The organism is Psychroserpens sp. NJDZ02 (genome assembly GCF_004843725.1).
Lineage (GTDB): Bacteria > Bacteroidota > Bacteroidia > Flavobacteriales > Flavobacteriaceae > Olleya.
On sequence record NZ_CP039451.1, the window covers coordinates 4,043,362 to 4,068,133 of the forward strand.

Sequence of the window (24,772 nt, forward strand, 5' to 3'; positions counted from 1 at the left end):
ACCCGAATAATTTTATAAAATCTTATAAATCATCATACAAGTTAAGTCTTTCAACTTTTATGCCCAACTTTTTATACTTAATTAACCTTTAAGCCAAGCCTTTCTTGTTGCCTTTTGCGCAGCAGTAGCTTTTGGATTTTCTGCTAATTTAATTCCCATAGTATAAGATTGAGTTGTTTTTGTTTTAATAACAATCTCTTCTCCTGCTCTATCAATAACCACATTAATATCTGTTCCTGGTTGCCACATATACATCCCTGTAATCACAGTTTGAGCTGTTCCCATATTTAATTCTTTACCATTAACCGTTTTAATAACATCTCCTGGTAACACCCCATTATCGGCCCAAAAACTATTATTACTCACTGCTTCGCTAAAAGGAATCGTCATCGTTTCTTTATTAGGAGAGAAAATTAAAACACCATCATTTTGTATATAATTAGTTTTAACACGCCCTTTATCTAAAGATAATCCTACTTTTTCAAAATAAACGGAATAATCTATAGGTGTACCACCAACAACATGCGTATTTAAAAACGCTCCAACACTTGGGTACGTCATTGCTGTAATTTCTTCAATTAACTTATCATCTTCAAAAGGTTTGTTTTTACCATATTTATTAGACAATTCTTTCATTAAAGATAAAATACCTCTATCTCCATTACTCTCTTCACGCATCAAAATATCAATACACATACCAATTAAAGCCCCTTTCATGTATACATTATAATACTGAGGTGCATACGGTTGGTCTAATACATTTTCACTCATTACTGTAAAACTCATACTATCATCCATATTGGCTGAAGTCTGTATTTTACTTAAAATATCACCATAAAATTCTTCATTATCAATTAAATCTTGATCCACTTGAAATAATGTCGCAAAATATTCTGTTACACCTTCATACATCCATAGATGCTTAGAAAATGTTGGTTGATTATAATCAAAATAATGCACATCTTCCGAGTGTACACTTAAAGGTGTTACAATATGAAAAAACTCATGAGAAACAACATCAACCATGCTTTCGGCTAATGCCTCAAAAGGTGAGCTTTCTGCTAAAACGACTACTGTAGAGGTATGGTGTTCTAAAGCTCCAAATCCTTTAGGAGAGTCTGGTTTTTCTTCAGATAAATATAAATAAATATCATAACGAGGTGTACTATTTACATCTCCTAAATATGCTTTTTGAGCAAGCATCATTTTTTCCATAACAGCTTTAATACTTGCTGCTGTATGTACTTTGTTTGGAGAGTATACACTTAATACAATTTTGATATCTCCAACTTGAAATTCTTCAACATCTAAATCACCATAAAACATTGGATTATCAGTAATATCAAAGTAACGCGGTGCAAAATAACTAGACGTTGCCAATTGACCATCATTACTAACGGTTTTTCCTGTTTCTTGTAATGCAGAGGTACGTTTAAAGTCTGCAGGTGCGGTAACATCTAAACTATATTGGCTATCCTTTAAATTATCAAAATATCCAATAAAACCGTGTAAGTTTAAGACGTAATTATTAGGTTCTATATTTGTTCCTGCTGGAGAAAATGGTGCCTCTCCTCCTATTCCTCCTGATACTTCTTGATCAAAAGTATCATTAGCATTATATGTAATATAGTCTAACTGTGTTGCATTAGCAATAGTCCACGTATTTGTATCAACTTTTGTTGTTGGCAATTCATTACCTTTATAATCTACCGCTTTGAAATCGTCAATATATTTACCAAAATCACTTACCGAATACGTTCCTTGTACAACTCTTGGCAGTCTATACGTTACCGTTTGTTCTGTAAAACGTCCAGGGTTAATCGTTACAGGTGCTTTATCGTTTACGACTTTAGACAAATCAATTGCTGTCGCTATAGGTGTTTGAGACGCTAATTTATCAGTTGTTTTTGTACTATTACAACCGACTAATAAAAGTCCTGTTGCGATAGTCGTTACTAAAAGTTTTTTCATTTTAAATGTTTTGATTGTTAATGGTCTTGCTTAAAAGACGCTCAAATGTAAAATTTGTTACATAACAAATACATTAAGTTTTTGTTAAAATGTTATTTTGGGAATAGGTACAATTAAAATGCAATTATTATCTTTGACAAACTTTAAAATTAATGCAGTTTAAAAACCCAGAACTTCTTTACGCGCTTTTCTTACTGCTTATCCCTATTATTGTTCACTTATTTCAGCTTAGAAAGTTTCAAAAGGTGTATTTCACCAATGTAGAGTTTCTAAAAAAAGTACAGTTACAAACTCGTAAAAGTGCTACCATAAAAAAATGGGTAATACTTTTAACCAGACTTTTACTTTTAGCTGCTTTAATAATTGCTTTTGCGCAACCTTATATTTCAAAAACCAATACTTTTAATACAAAAAAAGAAACTGTTATCTATTTAGACAACTCGTTTAGTATGCAAGCCAAAGGTGAAAAAGGCGAATTATTAAAACGTGCAGTTCAAGATTTAATTGAAACTATTCCGGAAACTGAAAAACTGTCCTTAATTACCAATACTGATAGTTATAGGAACACCACTATAAAAGCCATTAGAAATGAATTATTACAACTAAACTACTCCTCTAATCAATTAAGTTATGAGGCGGCTTTATTAAAATCTAAAAAAGGGTTTTCCAGTAATAGTAACACCATTAAAAACTTAATATTTATATCGGATTTTCAACAAAACAAAACAGAATTCGACATAAAAAAAGACGCTAGCATAACACTAAATTTAGTAAAGCTAAAACCGGTAAACACTACTAATATAACTATTGACAGTCTATTTGTTTCAAAACAAGATCCTAGTAATTTAGAATTAACTGTTATTCTAAAAAACAATGGTACAAAAGTTACAAACTTACCGATCTCGCTATTTAATAATGATCAGTTATTATCTAAAGCCTCTGTGGATATAAACGGTAAAGCTTCTGCTGTATTTACAATACCTACCAATCAAATTATTAAAGGAAAAATTACTATAGAAGACACTCAATTACAATTTGACAACACGCTATATTTTAATATAAATTCACCATCAAAAATCAATGTCTTAGCGATTAATGATACCAGTGATGACTATTTAAGTCGAATCTTTACGGAAGACGAATTCACTTTTACTTCAAAAACCACCAACACTTTAGATTACAGTTTATTTGACAATCAAAATTTAGTGATTATTAATGAAACTGAAACTTTACCTGAAAACTTAACAACTGCTTTAAAAGCCTTTACGGATAAAGGTGGTTCTGTTGTTTTTATTCCATCTCTAAAAGGAAATCTAACGGATTACAATATCTTTTTACAACGTTTTGGATTTACTCCATTTACGTCTCTAAACACAGTTGAAAAACGTATAACAACCATAAACTATTCGCACCCTTTATATGCTAATGGTGTCTTTGAAAAGCGTGTAGATAATTTTCAGTATCCAAAAGTAAACAGCTATTATCCACAGAATAATACAAAAACATCAAGTGTCCTAAAGTTTGAGGATGCAAAACCTTTTTTATCACAAAATAAATCTGTTTACGTATTTTCTGCGCCAATAAACAAAGCTAATTCTAATTTTAAAAACATTAATTTAATTGTTCCTACGTTTTATAACATTGCAAAGCAGAGTTTAAATGCGTCTACACTATATTATACAATCGGTCAAAACAACAGTTATGATGTAGCTGTTAATTTGCAACAAGATGCGATATTAACCCTAGTCAATGCCGACGATAAAATAATACCAGAACAAAATTATTTTAATAATAAGGTCGTCATTAAAACAAATGACCTACCTGAAAAATCAGGCATTTACGATTTAAAAAACAATACAGAAATCATCCAAAACATTAGCTATAATTACAACAGAACAGAAAGTAATTTAAGTTACATTAACTTAGATGATTTTAAAAACGGAACAGTAAGTAATGCCATTACCACTGTTTTTGAAAATATAAATAACGACACCAAAGTCAACGAATTATGGAAATGGTTTGTAATTTTGGGATTCGTATTATTAATTATAGAAATGGTCATCTTAAAATACTTTAAATGAACGTCTTAATAAAAACAGCTACAATCGTAGACCCTTCAAGTAAATTTCACAATGACATTTGTGATGTCTTAATTGAAAAAGGAAAGATTAGTAAAATTGCTAAAAGCATTGCCAATACTAATAACTATAAAACAATTACCTTAGATAACTTACACCTGTCACAAGGTTGGTTTGACAGTAGTGTTTGTTTTGGAGAACCAGGATTTGAAGATCGTGACACCATAGAAAACGGACTAAAAACAGCTGCAAAATCTGGTTTTACAAGTATTGTTTTACAAGCCAATACCTATCCAATAATAGACACCAATGCAATTATTACTTTTGTGCTATCAAAAGCACAAAATCACGCCGTACAATTATTACCAATTGGTGCGCTAACAAAAAATAGCGAAAGCATTGATTTAGCAGAGCTTTTTGATATGAAAAATGCTGGAGCAGTTGCTTTTTCTGATTATAAAAAACCAATCAATAATCCTAACCTATTAAAAATAGCATTACAATATGCTATTAATTTTGATGGCTTAGTGTGTTCCTTTCCTTTAGAAACTAAAATATCTGGAAAAGGAATAGTAAACGAAGAATTTACAAGTACATCTTTAGGTTTAAAAGGAAGTCCTAATTTAGCAGAAGCTTTACAAGTGACTAGAGATTTATTTTTATTAGAATATACTGGAGGGAAACTACATATCCCCACCATTTCTACCGCAGAAAGTGTTGCCCTTATTAGAGACGCCAAACTAAAAAATCTAGATGTAACGTGTAGTGTTGCTATTCATAATCTATGTTTAACAGATGACGTTTTAGTCGAATTTGACACCATTTACAAAGTCAATCCTCCACTTAGAATACAAAAAGATGTCGATGCTTTAATCGAAGGGTTAAAAGACGGTACTATAGATATGGTTACAAGTGATCATAACCCCGTTACCATTGAAGATAAAAAAGTTGAGTTTGATCATGCTGCTTTTGGAACTATTGGTCTAGAAAGTGCTTTCGGGGCTTTAAACACAGTGTTTTCTACAAAAAAAACCATCCAACTATTAACCAAAGGAAAAGCTAGATTTGGTCAAGAAACAAGTAGTATAAACGAAGGAGAAATAGCAAATATTACGTTATTTAATCCAACTATTACATACGCTTTCGCGGAATCTGATATCGTTTCAAAATCTAAGAATAGTGCTTTTTTAGGCCAAGCGTTAAAAGGAAAAGCATACGGGATAATTGCAAATAATAAAATAGTATTATAATATAATGGAGAATAAAGAAACAGAAGAAGGAAGAATATATAGCGTGGTTGCTTATTTAACCATAATAGGCTCAATTATTTCAATAATTATGAATCAAAACAAAAAAAACAATTTTGTTGCTTTTCATTGCAGACAAGGACTAGGTCTTTGTTTAAGTTATATGCTCATTGGTTATTTCTTTTTTATAGCAGGTGGTGGTCATGTTGATCCGGAAGTTGTTGTAACTGAAATTTCATTTTTTCAAAGTGATATGGTTTACTTTCCGTTTTGGATATTTTTTGGAATTTTATTTTTATATGGAATAATAGGAGCCGCAACTGGAAAAAAAAACATAGCTCCTATTATTGGACCACTATTTCAAAAACTATTTAAAGGACTAGGTAACTAATGGAAAATTTTAACTTACATCACATCACAAGACCATCGTCTTTAAAAGAAAACGCACCTTTACTTATACTCTTTCATGGGTATGGCAGTGACGAGAATGACCTATTTAGCTTTGCTTCAGAATTAACAGAAGAACTATTTATAATTTCTGTTAGAGCGCCCTATCCAATGCAACCACATGGTAATGCATGGTATGCGATTAACTTTGATGCCGATCAAGGCAAATGGAGCGATAACGAACAAGCGATACAATCTAGAGATTTAATTGCAACATTTATAGATCAAGTCATAGCTAATTATCCGGTAAATAAGGATAGTGTTTCACTTTTAGGGTTTAGCCAAGGTTGTATATTAAGTTATGCAGTTGCACTAACCTACCCAGAAAAAATCAACAATATAATAGCTTTAAGCGGTTATGTAAACGAAGATTTATTTGAAGTCAAGGACACCAATGCGTACAAGCATTTAAACTTTTACTGTTCTCACGGAAGTGTAGACCAAGTCATCCCAGTGGATTGGGCAAGACAAGCACCTAAGTTTTTATCGACATTAAATATTAAACATCAATTTAGCGAATTCCCTGTTGGTCATGGTGTTGCGCCACAAAATTTTTATGAGTTTAAAAACTGGTTGGAGGAGTTGATTTAGAGTTAAATAAATACAAAAAGCCTAATTAAATCAAATATTTAATTAGGCTTTTTACTTAAATAGTGTTAGTATTTATATTTATCTAGTATACAACATGTAATCTAGCACTTCAAACTCGACTTTATCTGATCCAACCATAAAATACTTAATTAGTAGTTCTCCCCAATATTGTCCATCAGAAAAATCTGCTATAATCCATTTGTGGTTTAGCATTTTGATAGTATTAAACTGCATTTTTTTTCCTTCAGAAGCGGCATACGGAATTAGCGGATGTTCTCCTTCTGTTTCATTTAATTTATACAACTCATTTTTTACAAAAGGTATTAATGAGTCCGTATCTATCTTTTTTGCATAAAAGTAATCTTGCGCTTCTTGATTGTATCTAAAATCAAACAACGATAAATCGGAAAGTTCTTCTTTTTGTATTGCCAAAGAATCTCTAAATTTATTGTTTTGGATTTTTATTGTATCCAAACGCTTAGCACTAGCATCCAATATTTTTTTAGAATTAACATATTGAAACACCACAATTAATGCAGCAAAAATAAACAGATACATAAAGATTTTGTTCTTCATTTTTATGGGACTTTTAAATAGTTATTTTTAATTGGTCGTAAGCCAGAAAAACATTTTCTGGTAAGTTTTGTTGAATCTCTTCATGAAACCCTAATAAATGACTAATATGTGTTAAATAAGCACGTTTAGGCTTAAGCATTGCGATAATCTCTAAAGCTTGCTCTAGGTTTAAATGCGAGATATGTTCTTTTATTCTCAACGCGTTAATCACTAAAACATCTAAGTTTTTTAATTTATCCAATTCTGTTTGAGTAATCGTTTTAACATCCGTCAAATAAGCAAAATTATCAAATCTAAAACCAAACACTTGTAACTTATAATGTAAAGCGTTAATAGGCACAATTGATTTTTCTTCTATAGTAAAAGTTTCATTTGTAATTTCATTTACAGATACCGTTGGAGCGCCTGGATATCTATTTTCGGTAGCAAAAACATAATCAAATCTTATTTTAAGCTGTTCTATAACACGTTGATGTGCGTAGATAGGTAATTCGCCTTGTTTAAAACAAAATGGTCTAATATCATCTAAACCAGCAGTATGATCGGCATGCTCATGCGTGAATAAAAGTGCATCAATTTTGGCTGGATTAGCCAACAACATTTGTTGTCTAAAATCAGGGCCACAATCTACTACAAAGGTCTTATCATCCCACTCAACCATTATGGACACACGTAAACGTTTATCTTTAGGATTAGCACTTAAACACACCGGATGTGTACTTCCGATTATTGGAATACCTTGAGATGTACCTGTACCTAAAAATGTAATTTTCAATTGTTGAAGATTTCTCACAAAAATAAGTTATTTATTTTATTTGATATAGTTATTTGATACCTTTGTAAAACTTAACATTATTGGGATTTTTATATGGAAATAAGGCTAAAAGGAGATAAAGAGTTTGAAAATATTCCCTCTCTAAAAGACAAGGCATTACGTATTAACTTAAATGAAAATATTTATGGTACGTTTGCTGAAATTGGAGCTGGACAAGAAACTGTGCGTCAATTTTTTAGAGCTGGAGGTGCTTCTGGTACTATTGCAAAAGCAATGTCTGCGTATGACAAAGATTTTAGTGATGCCATTTATGGTATTGAAAGCGACAGACGTTATGTTACGGAAGAGCGTTTACGTAAAATGGTATCTCATGAGATAAAGCTTATTGAAGAACGTATTGATCGTAAAAAAAATCCACACAAAATGTTTTTTAGTTTTGCAAATACTGTTGCTACAATAGATTTTGCTAAAAAATATAAAGGACATGGATGGGTTGGTATTAAATATCAGATAGATCCCGAAGAAGATGAATATAATGAGATTGTATTGCACCTTCGTTTTAAAGAAAACGATGCCAGATTACAACAAGAAACACTTGGTATTTTAGGTACAAACCTTATTTATGGTGCCTTTTACAAGTATCATGAACCAAAAAAATTATTACGTTATTTATATGATCATTTGGATAAAGATCAAATAGAAATTGATACGATAAACTTTTCTGGTCCTGTTTTTAAAGATGTAGATAACCGATTAATGAGTTTACAATTGGTTAAAAACGGAATGACTGATGCTATTATGTTTGCTCCTGACGGAAATAATGTTTTACCAGCTAGAGTATTATATAAAAAGAATATCCTAGCGTTACGTGGAAGTTTTAGACCTGTAACTAAAGTTAATATTGACATGTATGAGAAATCCTTGGACATGTTTATTAAAGAAAATAAAGTCGACGAAGATAATACACAAGTCATATTTGAGATTACGCTATCTAATTTAAGAGCAGAAGGAGAAATAGACGAGCAGGATTTTATGGATCGTGCTAGATTATTATGCTCTTTAGGACATACTGTATTGATATCTAACTTTCAGGAATATTATAAGTTGGTTGAGTACTTCTCTCAATACTCCAAGAGTAGAATGGGATTAGCGATGGGTGTAAATAACCTGGTAGATATCTTTGACGAGAAATATTATAGACACTTGAGTGGTGGTATATTAGAAGCTTTTGGTAAATTATTCTTTAAAGATTTACGTGTATACTTATATCCAATGAAGGAAACAGATGGTTCGTTAACAACAAGTGACAATCTTAAAGTACATCCAAGAATGAAAGAATTATACAAATTCTTTAAATACAATGGTAAAGTTGTTGACATTACAGAATACGACCCAAATACTTTAAATGTATTTTCTAGAATGGTATTAAAAATGATTGCTAACGGAGAAGATGGATGGCAAGAAATGTTACCTAAAGGGGTTTCTAAACTAATTAAAGAACAAAGTTTATTTGGTTGTGAAACTGAAGAAATACATAACAAAAATTAAATAGATTAAAATCTATCACATAAAAAAAGCGACTTTAATTAAAAATTAAAGTCGCTTTTTTATTTGTTTGAATGGTAGTAGTAAATGTTTCTTTTTAGGGACTAGGATGTTTACTTTATGTTTCATTGTATACTACATCTATAACTAATCAAATGTTATACCACAATTATGTTTTTACTAAAAATCACCCGTTTTTTTCGATTCTTCCCTTTACACCTTTAAAAAAAGCTTTCATAAACTTAAAATCTTCTTCCATGTTATCCGTTGGATAAAAAGGCTCAGAAATTGTATTTTGCTTATTACCATAATCTAAAGTAAACATTATAATTGGTACGTTTGCTTGTTTTGCAATGTAGTAAAACCCTGTTCTCCATTCTTCTACTTTACTTCTAGTACCTTCTGGTGCCAATGTTAGTCTAAATTCTTCTTTGTTTTCAAATAGTTTAGCAATAGTTTGTACTTTATTTTCTTTATTCTTTCTATCGACTGGCACACCTCCTACTGCCCTAAAGTAATAGCCAAAAGGCCAAGTAAAGAGTTCTTTTTTACCAATAAAATTAGTTTTAATGTGAGTTACTTTACGTAATAAAATACCTATTATAAAATCTAAATTACTAGTATGTGGTGCAGAAATAATAACTGCTTTTTTTATAGTATCCTGTGAAAAGTTAGTGTTTCCAATAACTTTCCAACCAATAATTTTAAAATATATAAGTTTAGCTAGCCAATACATATTACATCTTTTTATATAAAGCCTTAAGCGTATCGTGTGTAATTGTCTTTTTCCAATCTTTACCGATTGCATTTTCCCAAAGTGGTTCTAAGCTTAATGCAACTTTAATCATAATATCAAAATCCTTATCTGACAAATCTGCACAAATACCTTGAGGTAAAGTTATATTATGTAAAGCTTTCATTTTTTTAAAAACAGCAACACCTTCAGGATAATAGTCTTCTAAATGATCAAAAACAATACAGTTTCCAATACCATGTTTAACTCCTAATAAATAGCCTAATCCATAACTCATTGCATGTGCCACCCCTACTTGAGAATAAGCAATACTCATCCCACCATGCCAACTAGCCATCATTAGTTTATCCTGAGACTCTTCCTCTGGTAAATCAGTACTTAAAAAAATCTCTTCGCATAACTCCAAGGCTTTTTCTCCATAAGACTGACTAAAGGCATTTAAATACGTTCCGTTTAAAGATTCAATACAATGTACATAACAATCCATGCCTGTATAAAACCATTGGTCTTTAGGAACATCTTTAGTCAATTCTGGATCCAAAAGGACTTGATCAAAAGGCGTATAATCACTATTAATTCCAAGTTTTCGTTCTGGACCTGTTAAAATAGTTGTTCTAGACACTTCTGCTCCTGTTCCAGAAATTGTTGGTATACCAATATGATACACGGCTGCATTTTTAACAATATCCCAACCTTGATAGTCTTTACTATCTCCGTCATTATTTAGCATGATAGCAACCGCTTTTGCCACATCTAATAAAGAACCACCACCAATACCAATAATACCAGATGGTCTTTCTGTATAATTTAGAATAATATCTTCTACATATTTATCTATCTGTTCTGTCTTTGGCTCTTCGTTTGCAGAAACGTACACCACTTTATCTTGGTACGATAAAGGAATTCTTGACATTAACCAAGTATTGCCTTTAAAAACGTCATCCACAAAAAAGATAAATGGCGCATTAATATTTAACCTATTAGGCTCTAAAATATCACTTAATTGATTAAAACTACCTCGTCCAAATATAACTTTGGATACCATTGGAAAATTTTTATAACTCATTGACTTTTCGTCTTAGATTGCAAATTTATTACTTATTTAAGTTTTTCTGAAACATTTCTGAAAATAAACCAACATGATACCCATCAACTAAGGCATGATTTACATTAATAGCGACATTCATTATTAATTTATTTTCTTCTTTTACTACTTTACCAAAGGCCAATTTTGGTATAGATTCCATAACTCCCGATACGGGTTCTTTATGACCTGAAAAATTAAGCCAAGGCAGTGCTGAACAATGTATACAATTTAAACCATTTACTGGAGGAAAGAGATTTGGTGTGCCCTCTATTCTTCGTTTTTCAGCAGATAAATTAGATAAAAATATATTTAACTCTTCGTCATAATCTATAAATGAAAATCCAAAAGTATTATTCGGTCTCATAATAGTAGCTGATGCATGTATAGTGTCATAAATTTGAACAGTATTATCTTCTATTCTATATTTTAAATTATCTATAGCATTAATTGCTTTCATGCAATCATGTAAGTAGACACCAAAAAAACTTACGTTTTTATCTTTAGCATATTGGTAAGCTTTATCCACATTAAAAGGTATTGTAACTCCAAAATATGGATCTTTCAATTTTAAAAAATGTTGAAAAAGTTCTTTTCTATCCCAAGTATTTATATCTAATGTTTTCAATTATAATTGTAATAATTTTGGTAAGTCTTTTAGACTTTTTAATGTTTGATATTGCGTTGACACTTCTGTGTTTACTATGACTTGTTCATGCACCCAAGTAGTATGAAACGGTACATGTATAGCATTAGCTTTTATATTTATTAATGGTAAAATATCCGACTTTAAAGAGTTTCCTATCATTAAAAACTCAGAAGGTTTTATCTCTAAATGATTTAATAATTTAGAATAATTAGCTTCCTTTTTGTCACTTAAAACCTCAATATGATGAAAATAATCCAACAGTCCTGATTTTTCAAGTTTACGTTCTTGGTCTAATAAATCTCCTTTGGTAGCGACTATTAATTTATATTTTTTTGATAATTGTTGTAATACACTCTCTACTCCATCTAATAACTCGACCTTTTCATTTATCATTTCCTTTCCAATATCTAAAATTTTGGATATCGTTTGATTTGACACTGTATTGTTTGATAATTCCAAAGCCATTTCTACCATCGACAAAACAAATCCTTTGACACCGTAACCATATACGGGAAGATTTTTCATCTCCATTTTAAATAGCTCCTGGTCAATTTTATTTTCAGTTTCAAATGGGCTTAATAATTTAGCAAATTCCACTTCAGCCTCTCTAAAATACGTTTCGTTAACCCAAAGTGTATCATCAGCATCAAAACCAATAACTTTAATCGGACTGTAATCTACTTCCATAGTTTCTTTGCACGTTCTAAATCTTCAGGCGTGTCAATTTCTACACCCTGAATATCCGTTTCTACCATTTTTATACGTTTTCCGTATTCTAAATATCTAATACATTCTATTTTTTCTGAAGCCTCTAAAGTTAACATTGGTAGCTTATAAAAATCTAAAATGGCCTGTTTTCTGAAGGCATACACACCTTTATGTTTAAAGTATTTGACAGCTACAGCTTTGTCTCTAGGATAAGGTATTGGGCTTCTTGAAAAGTAAAGCGCAAAATTTTGTTGATCTACAATTACTTTAACGGTGTTTGGATTTTTAATCTCATCCCAATCTGTAATATGGACCATTAATGAAGCCAAATCGACTTGCTTATCCGTATCTTCTTTAAAAACTTTAATTAATTTTTTTAGGGATTCCGAATCAGTAAAAGGCTCGTCACCTTGAACATTAATAACAATATCAATATCTAAGTCTTCTACAGCTTCTGCAATACGATCACTACCACATTCATGCTCTTTTTTACTCATAACTACGTGACCACCAATTTTAGCGATTTCGTCATAAATAATAGCACTATCAGTAACCACAATGACATCATCAAATAGCTTGGTGTCAACAGTAGCTTCATACGTACGAGTTATTACAGGTTTTCCACCTAAGTCTTTCATTAGCTTACCAGGAAAACGGGAGGCACTATATCGTGCGGGAATCATTGCTATTATCTTCATCTAAGAATTAAATTGGTGCATAAAAATATAATAATTTAATGGTCTTCTTCAAAAAAATCGTCTTTAAAACCAATTAAATATAATTTATCTTTAGCTCGAGTTATAGCCGTATACAACCATCTTAAGTAATCTTTATCTATTCCGTCTGGTAGATACGGTTGTTCTACAAAAACGGTATTCCATTGTCCCCCTTGAGACTTATGGCAAGTTATAGCATAACTAAACTTAACTTGCAACGCATTAAAAAAAGTATTGCTCTTAGTTTTTAAAAACTTTTGATACTTACTAGTTTCATCTTCATAATCTTTTTGAACCTCTTGATATAGTCTATTAGAATCCTCATAAGGTAAAGATGGTGTTTCTGCTTCGATAGTATCCAGCATTAAAACTGTTTCAAAAGGCTGCATATTTGGGTAATCTACCATCCTTACTTTTACTTCTGCAAATCTAAAACCATATAACTCTTTAATGCTAAAAATTTCTAGGACTTCAACAATATCACCATTAGCTATAAAACCAGCTTCAGAAGTTGGCTTTAACCAAAAATAATTATTCTTGACTACCATGAGGTAATCTCCTGATGACAATTCGTTTTCATTAAACAAAATACGACTACGTATTTGCTGGTTATACAAGTTAGCTCTTTTATTACTTCTTACTATAATACTAGTATCTTCATAACCAAAGGAGCTATAAGCGTCGTTTATAGCGTCCATAATTTCATAACCATCAACTAATCTAACAATATCTTTAAACTGCTTTAAATTAAACTTAAAGCTATCAAAAAAACCATCTGCAATGGTTTCTCTTAAAATAGTAGCATTTTCTAAGATTCCAGAACCTTCTCCTTGTCTTACAACTTCATCCAATTCCATTTTAGTAACGGACTTATCATAATTAAGACTTAATACATTCTCGTCTAACGCCGGACTTATATCTAATTTTACAGGTGGCAATTGTGCTGTATCACCGATAAGTAACAATTTACAATTTTTACCTTGATAAACGTACCGCATTAAATCGTCTAAAAGTGATCCATTTTCAAATAATTTAGAATCACTTGGTGTATCTGGTATCATTGACGCTTCATCAACAATAAAAATAGTATCTTTATGTTTATTGGGTTGCAACACAAATTGTACGCCTCCACCTTTTTCTTTTTTAGGAAAATATATTTTTTTATGGATGGTGAATGCCTCTTTTTTGGAATAATTAGAGATTACTTTGGCTGCCCGACCAGTTGGAGCCATCAACACTGCACTTTTTTTTGCATGCCATAAATTGGCTACAATCGTACCAATAATGGTGGTTTTACCTGTACCGGCGTAACCTTTTAACAAAAACACGCCTTTTTCTTTATCATTTAAAATAAACTCAGAAAGTTGCAAAAGTAAAATATCTTGTTTTGAGGTCGGATTGAACGGAAAATGCTGTCTTATAAGGGAATAAAATTGAGAACTGGTCATTAAATAGTATAGATTGAAAACTTTTTATCAAATATATAAATCATTTTTACCAACAATGGTTTTTACGAATAAAAAAAAATTGTAGATTTGTCACAGACCTTAATTAAATTTAATAAAATACTTATGATAAAATTAGCACTTATTATACTTGGAGCAATTTTACTTACAATTTTGATTGTTTGGCTTATTGACAAATTTATTCCAACAAAAGTAAAACCAATTATTACACTTGCGCTATGGGCACTTATAGCTTATTTAGGATTTCTAACTTTTGACTCTGTTTATGGAGAAATTAAGTTCAATAAATTAAAAGAAAAAAGATATAAAGCAGCTATTGAGCGTTTAGTTGATATTAGAGATGCTCAACTTGCGCATAGAACAGTTACAGGAAAGTTTACAAAAAGCTACGACTCTTTAATTAAATTTATCGAGAATGGGAAATTCACTTTAGTAGAGAGAAGAGATTCTAGTGTTTTAGATGTTGAAAGAACTGCTGCTTTTGGAGGTGTAGAAATGTTTAAAGAAATTGTAATCATTGATACTATTGGATTTGAGCCGGTTAAAGATCGTTTATTCAAAAACACCAATAGATATAAAGATATGATGAAAGTACCACTTGATAAAAAAGGTATTGAGTTTACGATGAATGCAGGAGAGATTCAAGATGAAAAAGGAAATAAAATACCTGTTTTTGAAGCTTTTGTAAAGAAAACAGATATATTATACGATCAAGATCCTAATTTAGTTCTAAAAGAAAGCCAAGTGCAATCTGTCGAAGGAGTAAATGGAGATGCATTACGTGTAGGGTCTATGGAAGAAGTAAAAACTTTAGGAAACTGGCCAAAAACTTATGGCAGCAACGAATAATAATCCTATCGATTTAACCAACCTAGAATTGTCCATTCAAATTAGTTTGAGTGGACATTCTTTTTGTGTTTTAGATACAAGCACAAAAACTATAATTGAGCTTAAAGCTGAAAAATTTTCATTTAAAAAGACACCGTCGGAACTTCTAGATATCGTAAAACATCTTTTTAATACTGAAACAGCACTTAAACAAACTTTCAAATCGATTAACATTATACATGTTAATGATTGGTCTACAGTAGTGCCAAAACCCTTATTTAAGGAAGATGCTTTAGTCGATTATTTAAAATTTAATACTAAAATTTTAAAGACAGATTTTATCACTTTTGATGACATCAATCCTAACGATAGTGTTAACATTTATGTACCTTTTGCCAATATCAATAATTTTATTTTTGATCGTTTTGGAAGCTTTACCTTTAATCATTTTTCTACCATTTTAATAGAACAATTATTAACCTTTGAAAAGCATAGTACAACACCCAAAGTATATATAAATGTCTCTGATGCCACTTTTGAAATCATTACGTTAAACAAAGGTAAATTGATACTTTATAACACCTTTGAATATCATACACAAGAAGACTTTATTTACTATTTATTGTTTACCTTAGAACAGTTACAACTTAACCCAGAAACTATTGACGTTTTATTTTTGGGAGACTTAGATAAAGACAGTCCATTGTTTGCCATTGCGTATAAATACATAAGAAATGTATCCTTTGGTTCCCGAATGGATACTTACGCTTTTACCGAAAAACCATTACATAATCATTCACATTTCACCTTACTAAAAAGCTTATAATGCGCATTGTATCAGGACAATTTAAAGGAAGACGAATCACTGCTCCAAAAAAGCTACCTGTTAGACCTACAACAGATATGGCTAAAGAAGCTTTATTTAACATCTTAAATAACCAATATTATATAGATGATATTTCTGTACTAGATTTATTTTCAGGAACAGGAAACATAAGTTATGAGTTTGCTTCTAGAGGAACAGAAAACATTATAGCTGTAGATCAAGATCATGGCTGTATAAAATTTATAAACGAAACTGCTGCTAGTTTTGAAATGGATATACAGACCATAAAAGCGGATGTCTTTAAGTTTTTAGAAAAAAGCAAGCAACAGCATACTATTATTTTTGCTGATCCACCTTACGAGTTTACAGTTGAAGAGTTTTCAAAAATACCGGAACTAGTGTTCACCAATAACTTATTAGAAAGGGATGGTTTACTTGTGGTAGAGCACTCTAAATATACAGACTTGTCCAAAGCGACTAATTATAGTCATTCAAAAAGTTATGGGGGAAACACCTTTAGTTTTTTTAAAAATGAAGTTTCAGACGAAGAAGAATAAAATAAAAAACCATCTATTTCTAGATGGTTTTTTTTATAGTTAAGCAAATCTATAAGCCGGATTTTGTACTCCCTAAAGAGCCCTTATCATTTATCTGAGCTTGCTGTTACCAACACGCTTTAGCTACCTACCCTCTAACAATCGCGCGTGTACGCTCAAACGTTAGTATACATGGTATTGCACCTCATAGAGTTTACCTGGTTTCACTACAGCATGACCTGTACATACTTTCTGTTGCACTTTTCCTCACCTCTCGGTGGATGGCTATTAACCACTATGATTGCACTATGGTGTCCGGACTTTCCTCTTTAAAATAAATTTAAAGCGATAAGGCGATTTACTAGATGCAAAATTACAATAAACTAATCTTTTTTAAAGCTAGAAACTTTAAATAGTTTCAACTAATAACTTTTCTATTGATTTGTTAATAACTATAAATAAAATCAGCATTTTCAGGTCTAAATTAAATTCCTATTTTTTAAATTTGTAATCACTTAACAATAGCATCAAATAGATGTTGAAATAAATTCAGCAAAATTGGAACACTTTGTAGTATCAGCAAGAAAATATAGACCTCAAACATTTAAAGATGTTGTGGGGCAATCTGCTATTACAAATACATTGTTGAATGCTATTGAAAATAATCATTTAGCACAAGCTTTACTTTTTACTGGACCTCGAGGTGTTGGTAAAACTAGTTGTGCTCGTATTTTAGCTAAAATGATTAATAGTGATGGTAATGAAACTGGAGATGAAGACTATGCTTTTAACATCTTTGAGTTGGATGCTGCGTCAAACAATTCGGTTGATGATATTAGAAGTTTAACGGACCAGGTTCGTATTCCGCCACAAGTTGGTAAATATAAAGTCTATATTATTGATGAGGTCCATATGTTATCTCAAGCCGCTTTTAATGCCTTTTTAAAGACCTTAGAAGAACCACCAAAACATTGCATATTTATTTTAGCAACTACTGAAAAGCATAAAATAATACCAACTATTTTATCACGATGTCAAATCTTTGATTTTAAACGTATAACAGTTACAGATGCTAAAAACTATTTAAAATACATAGCAAAAGAACAAGGTGTAAATGCAGAAGATGATGCTTTACACATCATTGCTCAAAAGGCTGATGGTGCAATGCGTGATGCTTTATCTATATTTGATAGGGTCGTTAGTTTTGCCGGAAAAGAATTGACTAGACAATCCGTTACAGAAAATTTAAACGTTTTAGATTATGAAACGTATTTTGAAAGTACCGATTACATATTAGACAATAAAATCCCTGAATTACTAATTCAATTTAATAAAACATTAGCCAAAGGATTTGATGGTCATCATTATATTGCTGGGTTAGCCTCTCACTTTAGGGACTTACTGGTTTGTAAAAATCCTATTACTGTAGAGTTATTAGAGGTTGGAGAAGATACTAAAAATAAATACTTAGAACAATCAAAAAAAGCAAGTCAAGACTTTTTAATAAAAGGAATTAACTTAGCTAACGAATGTGACTTAAAATATAAGAGTAGTAAAAATCAACGACTCCTCGTCGAACTAACTTTAATGCAACTTGCCTCTATCACTTTTGATGGAGAAAAAAAAAATAGCAGTCGGTTCATAATTCCACCTTCCTATTTCAAGAAAATAGGAATTACACCTGTTAAAGTTACTCTGCCAGAAAAAAAACAAGAAACTAATACTGTAACAGAAAACACATCTACTAAGGCTAACTCTACCGTACAGAAACCTGCAGCAGAACCTTCTAAGCCTAAAATAGTATTAGAAAATGGGATTACAACCACTAAAAGACGTACTTCTGGTTTATCCTTAAAAAGCATCAGAGCTAAAAAAGAACATCAAATTAAACAACTTGATGTTGTTGTAGATGAAGAAAATTTACCGAGAGAATCTTTTAATCAAGACGAATTAACAGAAGTATGGAATGCTTTTGTTACTAAAATCGAAACGGAAGGTAAATTCAATTTGGCTTCTATTTTATCCATAGACAAACCAACACTGGCTCCTGACGGATTTTCTATTCAATTGACATTTCCAAATTCGACCAATAAAGTTGAAGTCGAGCGTCAGTCATTTGACTTAATGTCTTATTTACGTAAAAACTTAAAAAATTACGATGTCACTTTAGATATTTCAATTAATGAAGAATTGGATACTAAATACGCTTATACGCCTCTCGAAAAATACGAGAAGTTAAAAGAAAAGAACCCTAATTTAGAATTACTTCGTACAACCTTTGATTTAGATGTATAACCATGAATAAATTCACTCTTTTAATTTTAGGTCTCCTTATTGTATTTTTAAATTGTGATGGCCGTGATCGCATTAATAAAACACCACAAGAAGTATTAATAGAAAATCAACTATTAGACTCCTTCTCTGAAAACATAAAATACTTCCCAAAAGCGTATACTGAAACAACAACCGATACCATTCTAAGTAATGGCTACAGAGTCACTATCAAGAACTACTCTGATATGAAAAACTCAGTATTGAAAACATTTGAAACCGATTCCATTATAAACAAACACTATTTTAGAGAAAATATCTCAGAAGTAGAAGTATTTAAAGATGATGAACAGATTTTTAAACAAATTATAAACGATGATTTTCTATCGCTAAAAATAGCAGATTACATTAGTAATGAGATTTATATAGATGAATTAAAATCATTAGAAACCAATACAGTACACTTAGTTGCATCATTATGTATTCCTAGAACGGCAAATTGCCCCATTTATGACATAACAATAGATGAAAAAGGAATGCATAAAATAAAAAAACAAAGTTAATTTATAACACGTATTAAATGCTAGGACTTAAATTACCAACAGATCCACGTTGGGTAAATATAGTAGAAAAAAATATAGAAGACATCTTGACAGATCATGCTTACTGTGAGCAAAAAGCAACGAGTACTGCTATATCCTTAATTGTAAGTTTTCCTGAATACACAGACTTAGTTCAAGAAATGGTCGCTTTAGTAAAAGAAGAAATTAGCCACTTTAAAATGGTTCATGATTTAATTATTAAAAACGGTTGGGTTTTAGGAAGAGATCGCAAGGACGACTATGTTTTACAATTAATAACGTTTTTTCCTAAAGGTGGAAGCAGAACTACACAATTAGTGCATAGACTACTATATGCCGCTTTAATTGAAGCTAGAAGCTGCGAGCGCTTTAGATTATTATCTGAAGAATTAGAGGATAAATCTTTAGCTGAGTTTTACCGTAATCTTATGGTCAGCGAAGCTAACCACTACACCATGTTTTTAGGATTTGCTAGACAATATGGAGACCGATCTGAAGTTGATAAAAAATGGGATGATTTACTAGAGCACGAAGCTCAAATCATGAAAAATTTAAGTAAAAAAGAAACTATACACGGTTAACATTGAGACAAATAAAAAAAGCCAATTCTAAATTAGAATTGGCTTTTTTATTATTTATACTTTCAAATTTAGAATTTTACTCCAAAACCGATTTGAATGTTTGTGTTTGTAGCTTCTAAATCACTAGCATTGTCATCTAAGACATTGGATAAACCATAAGAATATCTGAAATCTACAAAAAACTCATCTGAAATTAAATACTCTAAACCTCCTAATGCAGAAAAACCAAAGTTTTTTAGGCTATCCTCATAAGAATGCCCTTTTAAACTTGCTTGAGGTCCTACGCCTATAGCTAAAGATTTACCGATTTTATATTTAAAAAATAATGGTACTTGTATATAATTAATACGCAATTCTTGATCTTTTGCGCCTTCAGCTGAAAACTGAACTTCTGGTGCAAACGAAAATGATTTAGACAAACTATACTCTCCGAAAAAACCAATAAAAAAGCCATTTCTATGTGCATTTTCAACTCCAGTAGGTACACTTGGATCAAAATCTAAATTAGAAATATTATATCCAGCTCTTACACCGTATAAAGCGTCTTGAGAAAATCCGTAAAAAGAAGTTAATACAAATGTTAGAAGTAAAATAGTTTTTTTCATATTCTGAAACTTAAATTGGTTTATTTAATGTATGATTATACAAGTAAAGATATCTTTTTTTCATAAATATGACACATTAAATAGATAAAATGTATTATTTTAACTTTGTATGACTAGATACTGTATCATTATACATACTTTTTATGATACCATCCGCAAGTCCAATTTTTGGAACATAAATATCTTTGGCGCCACACCATTTCATGGCTGACAAATAGATACGCGTCGCTGGAATAATAACATCCGCTCTATCTTGATTTAAATCTAATATTGAAATACGTTCTTCATAAGAATACGTTTGTAACATATTATAATAAGACGTTAAATAAAAGTAAGACAATGGTTTACCTATAACTTTTCCTGAAACTTTAAAAATTTTATTTATATTTCCTCCAGACCCAATAACCTCTATTTTCTCATAACTTGCAGTCTGTTTTTTTATCCAAGTTTCTAGTTCTAACCAAACTTCCTTTTTAACCATATCGTTTAATAATCGAACAGTTCCTAATTTAAAGGATTTGGACGCTATTTTCACACCTTTATCTATAACAGAAAATTCTGTACTTCCCCCACCTACATCTACATACAAATAGGTTTTATTAGCATCAATATAGGTTTGTAAATCTGTGGCTGCAATAATAGCTGCTTCTTCTTCCCCTTCTATAACATCAATTTGAACTCCAGTTTTCTTCTTTATTAACTTAGCAACTTCTAACCCATTTTTAGCTTCGCGCATTGCTGACGTGGCACATGCTTTATACTTAACCACACCGTGCGTTTGCATTAATAACTTAAACGCTTGAATAGTATCAAGCATTCGCTGAATATTATGTTCAGAAATTTCATCTTTTATAAATACATCCGCTCCTAATCTGACAGGAACCCTTACCAACGAGCTTTTTTTAAAACGCGTGGGCTTATCCTTTTCCTCAACAATATTCGATATCAACAATCTAACGGCGTTAGATCCAATATCAATAGCTGCGTATTTTTGAATATTAAGCATCTAATTTATTTTTTAAATAATTATAAGCTTCAAATTGTGACCTAAATTTAGGAGCATCATTTCTTTTATAGGAATTGTTTTGAGCTTTGTTTAAAATTCTGGCCTTAACATTATCCTTCCAACAAATCTCAAATGTATCTAATAACTCTTCCTTTATATCTTGGTCGTAAATAGGACAACTCACTTCTACCCTATTCTCTATATTTCTTGTCATCCAATCTGCAGATGATATATATACTTTAGGATTATTATTATTACAAAAAACATAAAGTCTTGTATGTTCTAAAAACTTATCCACTATGCTTATCACCTCTATATTTTCACTAATTCCCTTTACTCCGGGTACTAAACAGCAAATACCTCTAACAATCATTTGTATTTTTACACCAGCTTGACTAGCTTCATATAATTTATCAATCATTTGATAACTAGAAATGCTATTCATTTTCAGTTTTAAGTAAGCAGGGTTACCTTGCTTAACATTAGCAATTTCCTTATCTATTAATTGAAAAAATTTATTTTTAGTATAATGCGGAGAAGTAATTATATGTTTAAATCGATAAATTTTATAATTAACTTCAAAAAAGCTAAACACTTTATTTATGTCTTTTAATATTTTTTGATTAGCTGTAAATAAGGTGTAATCAGTATATATTTTAGCTGTAGATTCGTTAAAGTTTCCTGTACTGATAAAACCATAACGTTTTATTTTTTTATCTTCTTCACGCTCAATAATACACATTTTGCTGTGTACTTTAAGCCCTTGTACTCCAAAAATCAAATTGATACCTTCCCGCTGCATCTGTTCTGCATAAGCAATATTTGCTTCTTCATCAAAACGTGCTTGGATCTCCATAGAAACAGTCACTTTTTTACCGTTTTTTGCAGCATTAATTAAAGAACTAGCTACATGAGATATCTGAGCAAGTCTGTAAATAGTAATTTTTATCGTTTTTACTTTTGGGTCTATAGCTGCTTCTCTTAAAAACTTAACAACATAAGAAAACGTATTATAAGGTGCATATAATAAAAAGTCCTTTTTAGCTATCGCTTCAAAAATACTACCTTGTAAACTCAACCCTTTAACTTGTAATGGAACTATTTTATCATATAATAAATCCGTACGCCCTAAGCTAGGAAACCCCATATAATCTCTGCGATTATGGTAACGTCCACCAGGTATAATACTATCAGTATTGTCAATACCCATTTTATCCATTAAAAAAGCTAAAGTAGATTTATCAATAGTTTTATCGTAAACAAATCTTACAGGCTCTCCATCCTGTCTATCCTTTACACTATCGCTCATCTTTTCCATGAAACTTTTAGTTAAATCACTATCCAAATCCAATTCGGCATCTCTAGTGATTTTAATCATATGAGTAGTGATTTTGTTATAATCAAATATATTGAAAATATCACTCAAGAATAAACGTAATAAATCGTCTAACATGATAATATAGTCGGTTTCACCATCTTTAGGCAAGACAATAAAGCGATCCATGTTTTTAGAAATTTCTATTAAAGCATATTGGTTAGTACTATCCGCCATATGCATATTAACAGCTAAGTAAGCGGCACTATCTTTAAGATTAGGTAACTTAATTTCTGAATTTAAAACTATAGTAACCAATGCTGGACTCACTTTATCTAAAAAGTACTTTCTAAGATATTGTTTTTGAGATTTAGTGATTTTTGCCTCTCTTAGTATGAAAATATTTTCGGCTTCTAGCTTTTTTTGAATGTCACTTAAAATCTTTAAACTTTCTGTTTGATGTTTGATTACGATATTAGTAATAATCTCTAATAAATCTGAAGCTTTTATTCCTCCAAGCTGACTTTTACCAGCCTTACCTACGTAATCAATTCGTTTTACAGTAGCATAACGTACTTTAAAAAATTCGTCTAAATTATTTGAAAAAATCCCCAAAAAACGCAATCTTTCTATTAATGGTACAGTTTCATCTGCAGCCTCCTGCAATACGCGGTGATTAAATTGTAACCAACTTAACTCCCTATTGATGTATTTATTATCGATAATATGATTAGTCATTTAAATGCAATATTTACCACAAATATATCTAAATAGATTGTCTATTTTAAATGTTTTGGAAATACAATTTTTGTTGTTTTCCCATTTTTTATACTTTTCCATGTATTTTGAGCAAATTCTATTTGCACAAATCCAGAAGTAGTAACATTATCGATAGCTATATCTCCTAACAAATTACATAATTTAGTTAAAGCAAAATTATGTCCAAAAACCATCAGCACATTATTGGAGTCATCACAGCTTAAAATTGATTCCAAAATAGCTTCTCCTGAGAAGTCATAAAGTTGTTTTTTTAGCTCAAATTTGACGTTTTTCAAATCTAAAACATCGACGAATAACATAGCTGTACTTTTTGTTCTTTTCGAGGTGCTACAATAAATAGCATCAGGATTTAAAAAATTAGTTTTTAAGTGTTTAGAAACTAAAACAGCATCATTAACTCCTCTTTTTTTTAAAGGACGCTCGTGATCTTCGACATTATATTCCCATGAAGATTTGGCATGCCTAATAATTTGTAGAATTTTATTCATAACTATCGATAAAGTGCTTTTATGTCTGTTTTTAAAAACACAAAATACCTTTTATCGGTTTTAATGTGTTTTATAACATTTTTTTTTGATTAGGAGATTAAATCAGCTTTCTTTTGTTAAGCTATTAATTAACTTTATCCTAAAAACTATTGAAAAACAGAAAATCTACAATTATCACTTTGTGGTAATATCCCTTAAACTGTAGCATATTTTCTGAAACAATTATTTAAAATTATAATATAACGCGTTAAAGACATTTAGGTTATGAGAATTTCAAATTCTCCTTCCTATTTAATCTTTATAAACTTACTAAAAAACGGTAGGTGCTGTTAAACTTAATTTTTGATT

24 protein-coding genes and 1 other RNA gene are annotated in these 24,772 nt (G+C 30.8%); 11 read left to right on the forward strand and 14 right to left on the reverse strand.

All coding sequences use genetic code 11. The features are described 5' to 3' along the window. Positions 1-81: 81 nt before the first annotated feature. On the reverse strand, positions 82-1,971 hold the full coding sequence (locus E9099_RS17830) for a peptidase M61 (RefSeq protein ID WP_136584862.1): 1,890 nt from the start codon (positions 1,969-1,971) through the stop codon (positions 82-84). 152 nt (positions 1,972-2,123) lie between these two features. On the opposite strand from E9099_RS17830, the gene E9099_RS17835 reads away from it, so the two are divergent. The 4 genes from E9099_RS17835 to E9099_RS17850 are packed head-to-tail and all read left to right on the forward strand — an operon-like array spanning position 2,124 to position 6,334. Beyond that, positions 2,124-4,052, forward strand: a complete 1,929-nt coding sequence (locus tag E9099_RS17835) for a vWA domain-containing protein (protein ID WP_136584863.1) — start codon at positions 2,124-2,126, stop codon at positions 4,050-4,052. Further along, on the forward strand, positions 4,049-5,299 hold the full coding sequence (locus E9099_RS17840; protein WP_136584864.1) for a dihydroorotase: 1,251 nt from the start codon (positions 4,049-4,051) through the stop codon (positions 5,297-5,299). The genes E9099_RS17835 and E9099_RS17840 overlap by 4 nt, the downstream gene beginning before the upstream one ends. Positions 5,300-5,303: 4 nt before the next feature. Further along, positions 5,304-5,687, forward strand: a complete 384-nt coding sequence (locus tag E9099_RS17845; protein ID WP_136584865.1) for a hypothetical protein — start codon at positions 5,304-5,306, stop codon at positions 5,685-5,687. After that, positions 5,687-6,334 carry an alpha/beta hydrolase gene (locus tag E9099_RS17850; protein WP_136584866.1) on the forward strand — a complete coding sequence of 216 codons (648 nt, stop codon included), beginning with the start codon at positions 5,687-5,689 and terminating at the stop codon, positions 6,332-6,334. The genes E9099_RS17845 and E9099_RS17850 overlap by 1 nt, the downstream gene beginning before the upstream one ends. A 78-nt stretch (positions 6,335-6,412) precedes the next feature. Here the strand turns inward: E9099_RS17850 and E9099_RS17855 are convergent, their stop codons facing one another. Continuing rightward, positions 6,413-6,910, reverse strand: a complete 498-nt coding sequence (locus tag E9099_RS17855; RefSeq protein WP_136584867.1) for a hydrolase — start codon at positions 6,908-6,910, stop codon at positions 6,413-6,415. Between the two features lie 13 nt (positions 6,911-6,923). Then, a complete protein-coding gene (locus E9099_RS17860) occupies positions 6,924-7,685 on the reverse strand; it encodes an MBL fold metallo-hydrolase (protein WP_136585210.1) in 762 nt (253 codons plus the stop codon). A gap of 93 nt (positions 7,686-7,778) precedes the next feature. Here E9099_RS17860 and E9099_RS17865 point away from each other — a divergent pair, with 93 nt between their 5' ends. Then, the gene (locus E9099_RS17865; RefSeq protein ID WP_136584868.1) at positions 7,779-9,233 is read left to right on the forward strand and encodes a TonB-dependent receptor; all 1,455 of its coding nucleotides are present in this window, start codon (positions 7,779-7,781) and stop codon (positions 9,231-9,233) included. A gap of 184 nt (positions 9,234-9,417) precedes the next feature. Here the strand turns inward: E9099_RS17865 and E9099_RS17870 are convergent, their stop codons facing one another. Genes E9099_RS17870 through E9099_RS17895 form a run of 6 tightly spaced genes read right to left on the reverse strand, consistent with a single transcriptional unit; the run spans position 9,418 to position 14,589 of the window. After that, complete coding sequence (locus E9099_RS17870; RefSeq protein WP_136584869.1) at positions 9,418-9,966, reverse strand: 1-acyl-sn-glycerol-3-phosphate acyltransferase; 549 nt, start codon at positions 9,964-9,966, stop codon at positions 9,418-9,420. A gap of 1 nt (position 9,967) precedes the next feature. Further along, complete coding sequence (locus tag E9099_RS17875) at positions 9,968-11,050, reverse strand: iron-containing alcohol dehydrogenase family protein (protein WP_240788920.1); 1,083 nt, start codon at positions 11,048-11,050, stop codon at positions 9,968-9,970. A 28-nt stretch (positions 11,051-11,078) separates the two neighbouring features. Further along, positions 11,079-11,696 (reverse strand): CatA-like O-acetyltransferase, encoded by a 618-nt coding sequence (locus tag E9099_RS17880; protein WP_136584870.1) that lies wholly within the window; start codon positions 11,694-11,696, stop codon positions 11,079-11,081. Further along, complete coding sequence (locus E9099_RS17885) at positions 11,697-12,404, reverse strand: HAD family hydrolase (protein WP_136584871.1); 708 nt, start codon at positions 12,402-12,404, stop codon at positions 11,697-11,699. Next, positions 12,395-13,123 (reverse strand): 3-deoxy-manno-octulosonate cytidylyltransferase, encoded by a 729-nt coding sequence (gene kdsB / locus E9099_RS17890; protein WP_136584872.1) that lies wholly within the window; start codon positions 13,121-13,123, stop codon positions 12,395-12,397. Before kdsB ends, E9099_RS17885 begins: the two co-directional genes overlap by 10 nt. Positions 13,124-13,158: 35 nt before the next feature. Then, positions 13,159-14,589 (reverse strand): ATP-dependent RecD-like DNA helicase, encoded by a 1,431-nt coding sequence (locus E9099_RS17895; protein WP_136584873.1) that lies wholly within the window; start codon positions 14,587-14,589, stop codon positions 13,159-13,161. 123 nt (positions 14,590-14,712) lie between these two features. Between E9099_RS17895 and E9099_RS17900 the strand changes: the two genes are divergently transcribed. The 3 genes from E9099_RS17900 to rsmD are packed head-to-tail and all read left to right on the forward strand — an operon-like array spanning position 14,713 to position 16,818. Beyond that, a complete protein-coding gene (locus E9099_RS17900) occupies positions 14,713-15,456 on the forward strand; it encodes a hypothetical protein (RefSeq protein WP_168800782.1) in 744 nt (247 codons plus the stop codon). Beyond that, positions 15,440-16,261 (forward strand): DUF3822 family protein, encoded by an 822-nt coding sequence (locus tag E9099_RS17905; RefSeq protein WP_136584874.1) that lies wholly within the window; start codon positions 15,440-15,442, stop codon positions 16,259-16,261. The genes E9099_RS17900 and E9099_RS17905 overlap by 17 nt, the downstream gene beginning before the upstream one ends. Further along, positions 16,261-16,818 carry a 16S rRNA (guanine(966)-N(2))-methyltransferase RsmD gene (rsmD, locus tag E9099_RS17910; protein ID WP_136584875.1) on the forward strand — a complete coding sequence of 186 codons (558 nt, stop codon included), beginning with the start codon at positions 16,261-16,263 and terminating at the stop codon, positions 16,816-16,818. Before E9099_RS17905 ends, rsmD begins: the two co-directional genes overlap by 1 nt. 36 nt (positions 16,819-16,854) lie before the next feature. Here the strand turns inward: rsmD and rnpB are convergent. Continuing rightward, positions 16,855-17,162, reverse strand: an RNA gene (gene rnpB / locus E9099_RS17915) — RNase P RNA component class A. Between the two features lie 193 nt (positions 17,163-17,355). Here rnpB and dnaX point away from each other — a divergent pair. From dnaX to E9099_RS17930, 3 genes are read left to right on the forward strand one after another with little or no spacing between them, the layout of a single operon-like run. Further along, entirely contained in the window at positions 17,356-19,092 is a 1,737-nt protein-coding gene (gene dnaX / locus E9099_RS17920) for a DNA polymerase III subunit gamma/tau (protein WP_136584876.1), read from the forward strand. Between the two features lie 2 nt (positions 19,093-19,094). After that, entirely contained in the window at positions 19,095-19,631 is a 537-nt protein-coding gene (locus E9099_RS17925) for a DUF4738 domain-containing protein (RefSeq protein WP_136584877.1), read from the forward strand. Between the two features lie 17 nt (positions 19,632-19,648). Next, positions 19,649-20,230, forward strand: coding sequence for a tRNA-(ms[2]io[6]A)-hydroxylase (locus E9099_RS17930; RefSeq protein WP_136584878.1), 582 nt, complete (start codon positions 19,649-19,651; stop codon positions 20,228-20,230). 68 nt (positions 20,231-20,298) lie between these two features. On the opposite strand, the gene E9099_RS17935 is transcribed toward E9099_RS17930, so the two are convergent. From E9099_RS17935 to E9099_RS17950, 4 genes are all read right to left on the reverse strand, one after another. After that, a complete protein-coding gene (locus tag E9099_RS17935; protein WP_136584879.1) occupies positions 20,299-20,835 on the reverse strand; it encodes a porin family protein in 537 nt (178 codons plus the stop codon). Positions 20,836-20,929: 94 nt separating this feature from the next. Then, positions 20,930-21,841 carry a Ppx/GppA phosphatase family protein gene (locus tag E9099_RS17940; protein WP_136584880.1) on the reverse strand — a complete coding sequence of 304 codons (912 nt, stop codon included), beginning with the start codon at positions 21,839-21,841 and terminating at the stop codon, positions 20,930-20,932. Further along, the gene (gene ppk1, locus E9099_RS17945; protein ID WP_136584881.1) at positions 21,834-23,894 is read right to left on the reverse strand and encodes a polyphosphate kinase 1; all 2,061 of its coding nucleotides are present in this window, start codon (positions 23,892-23,894) and stop codon (positions 21,834-21,836) included. The genes E9099_RS17940 and ppk1 overlap by 8 nt, the downstream gene beginning before the upstream one ends. 41 nt (positions 23,895-23,935) lie before the next feature. Then, on the reverse strand, positions 23,936-24,424 hold the full coding sequence (locus E9099_RS17950; RefSeq protein ID WP_136584882.1) for a SixA phosphatase family protein: 489 nt from the start codon (positions 24,422-24,424) through the stop codon (positions 23,936-23,938). Positions 24,425-24,772 lie beyond the last annotated feature (348 nt).

Bases quoted from the DNA above. Each gene is read 5' to 3' on its own strand.
- E9099_RS17830 (WP_136584862.1), bottom strand. From the start codon at position 1,971: ATGAAAAAACTTTTAGTAACGACTATCGCAACAGGACTTTTATTAGTC.
- E9099_RS17835 (WP_136584863.1), top strand. From the start codon at position 2,124: ATGCAGTTTAAAAACCCAGAACTTCTTTACGCGCTTTTCTTACTGCTT.
- E9099_RS17840 (WP_136584864.1), top strand. From the start codon at position 4,049: ATGAACGTCTTAATAAAAACAGCTACAATCGTAGACCCTTCAAGTAAA.
- E9099_RS17845 (WP_136584865.1), top strand. From the start codon at position 5,304: ATGGAGAATAAAGAAACAGAAGAAGGAAGAATATATAGCGTGGTTGCT.
- E9099_RS17850 (WP_136584866.1), top strand. From the start codon at position 5,687: ATGGAAAATTTTAACTTACATCACATCACAAGACCATCGTCTTTAAAA.
- E9099_RS17855 (WP_136584867.1), bottom strand. From the start codon at position 6,910: ATGAAGAACAAAATCTTTATGTATCTGTTTATTTTTGCTGCATTAATT.
- E9099_RS17865 (WP_136584868.1), top strand. From the start codon at position 7,779: ATGGAAATAAGGCTAAAAGGAGATAAAGAGTTTGAAAATATTCCCTCT.
- E9099_RS17870 (WP_136584869.1), bottom strand. From the start codon at position 9,966: ATGTATTGGCTAGCTAAACTTATATATTTTAAAATTATTGGTTGGAAA.
- E9099_RS17875 (WP_240788920.1), bottom strand. From the start codon at position 11,050: ATGAGTTATAAAAATTTTCCAATGGTATCCAAAGTTATATTTGGACGA.
- E9099_RS17885 (WP_136584871.1), bottom strand. From the start codon at position 12,404: ATGGAAGTAGATTACAGTCCGATTAAAGTTATTGGTTTTGATGCTGAT.
- kdsB (WP_136584872.1), bottom strand. From the start codon at position 13,123: ATGAAGATAATAGCAATGATTCCCGCACGATATAGTGCCTCCCGTTTT.
- E9099_RS17895 (WP_136584873.1), bottom strand. From the start codon at position 14,589: ATGACCAGTTCTCAATTTTATTCCCTTATAAGACAGCATTTTCCGTTC.
- E9099_RS17900 (WP_168800782.1), top strand. From the start codon at position 14,713: ATGATAAAATTAGCACTTATTATACTTGGAGCAATTTTACTTACAATT.
- E9099_RS17905 (WP_136584874.1), top strand. From the start codon at position 15,440: ATGGCAGCAACGAATAATAATCCTATCGATTTAACCAACCTAGAATTG.
- rsmD (WP_136584875.1), top strand. From the start codon at position 16,261: ATGCGCATTGTATCAGGACAATTTAAAGGAAGACGAATCACTGCTCCA.
- E9099_RS17925 (WP_136584877.1), top strand. From the start codon at position 19,095: ATGAATAAATTCACTCTTTTAATTTTAGGTCTCCTTATTGTATTTTTA.
- E9099_RS17930 (WP_136584878.1), top strand. From the start codon at position 19,649: ATGCTAGGACTTAAATTACCAACAGATCCACGTTGGGTAAATATAGTA.
- E9099_RS17935 (WP_136584879.1), bottom strand. From the start codon at position 20,835: ATGAAAAAAACTATTTTACTTCTAACATTTGTATTAACTTCTTTTTAC.
- E9099_RS17940 (WP_136584880.1), bottom strand. From the start codon at position 21,841: ATGCTTAATATTCAAAAATACGCAGCTATTGATATTGGATCTAACGCC.
- ppk1 (WP_136584881.1), bottom strand. From the start codon at position 23,894: ATGACTAATCATATTATCGATAATAAATACATCAATAGGGAGTTAAGT.
- E9099_RS17950 (WP_136584882.1), bottom strand. From the start codon at position 24,424: ATGAATAAAATTCTACAAATTATTAGGCATGCCAAATCTTCATGGGAA.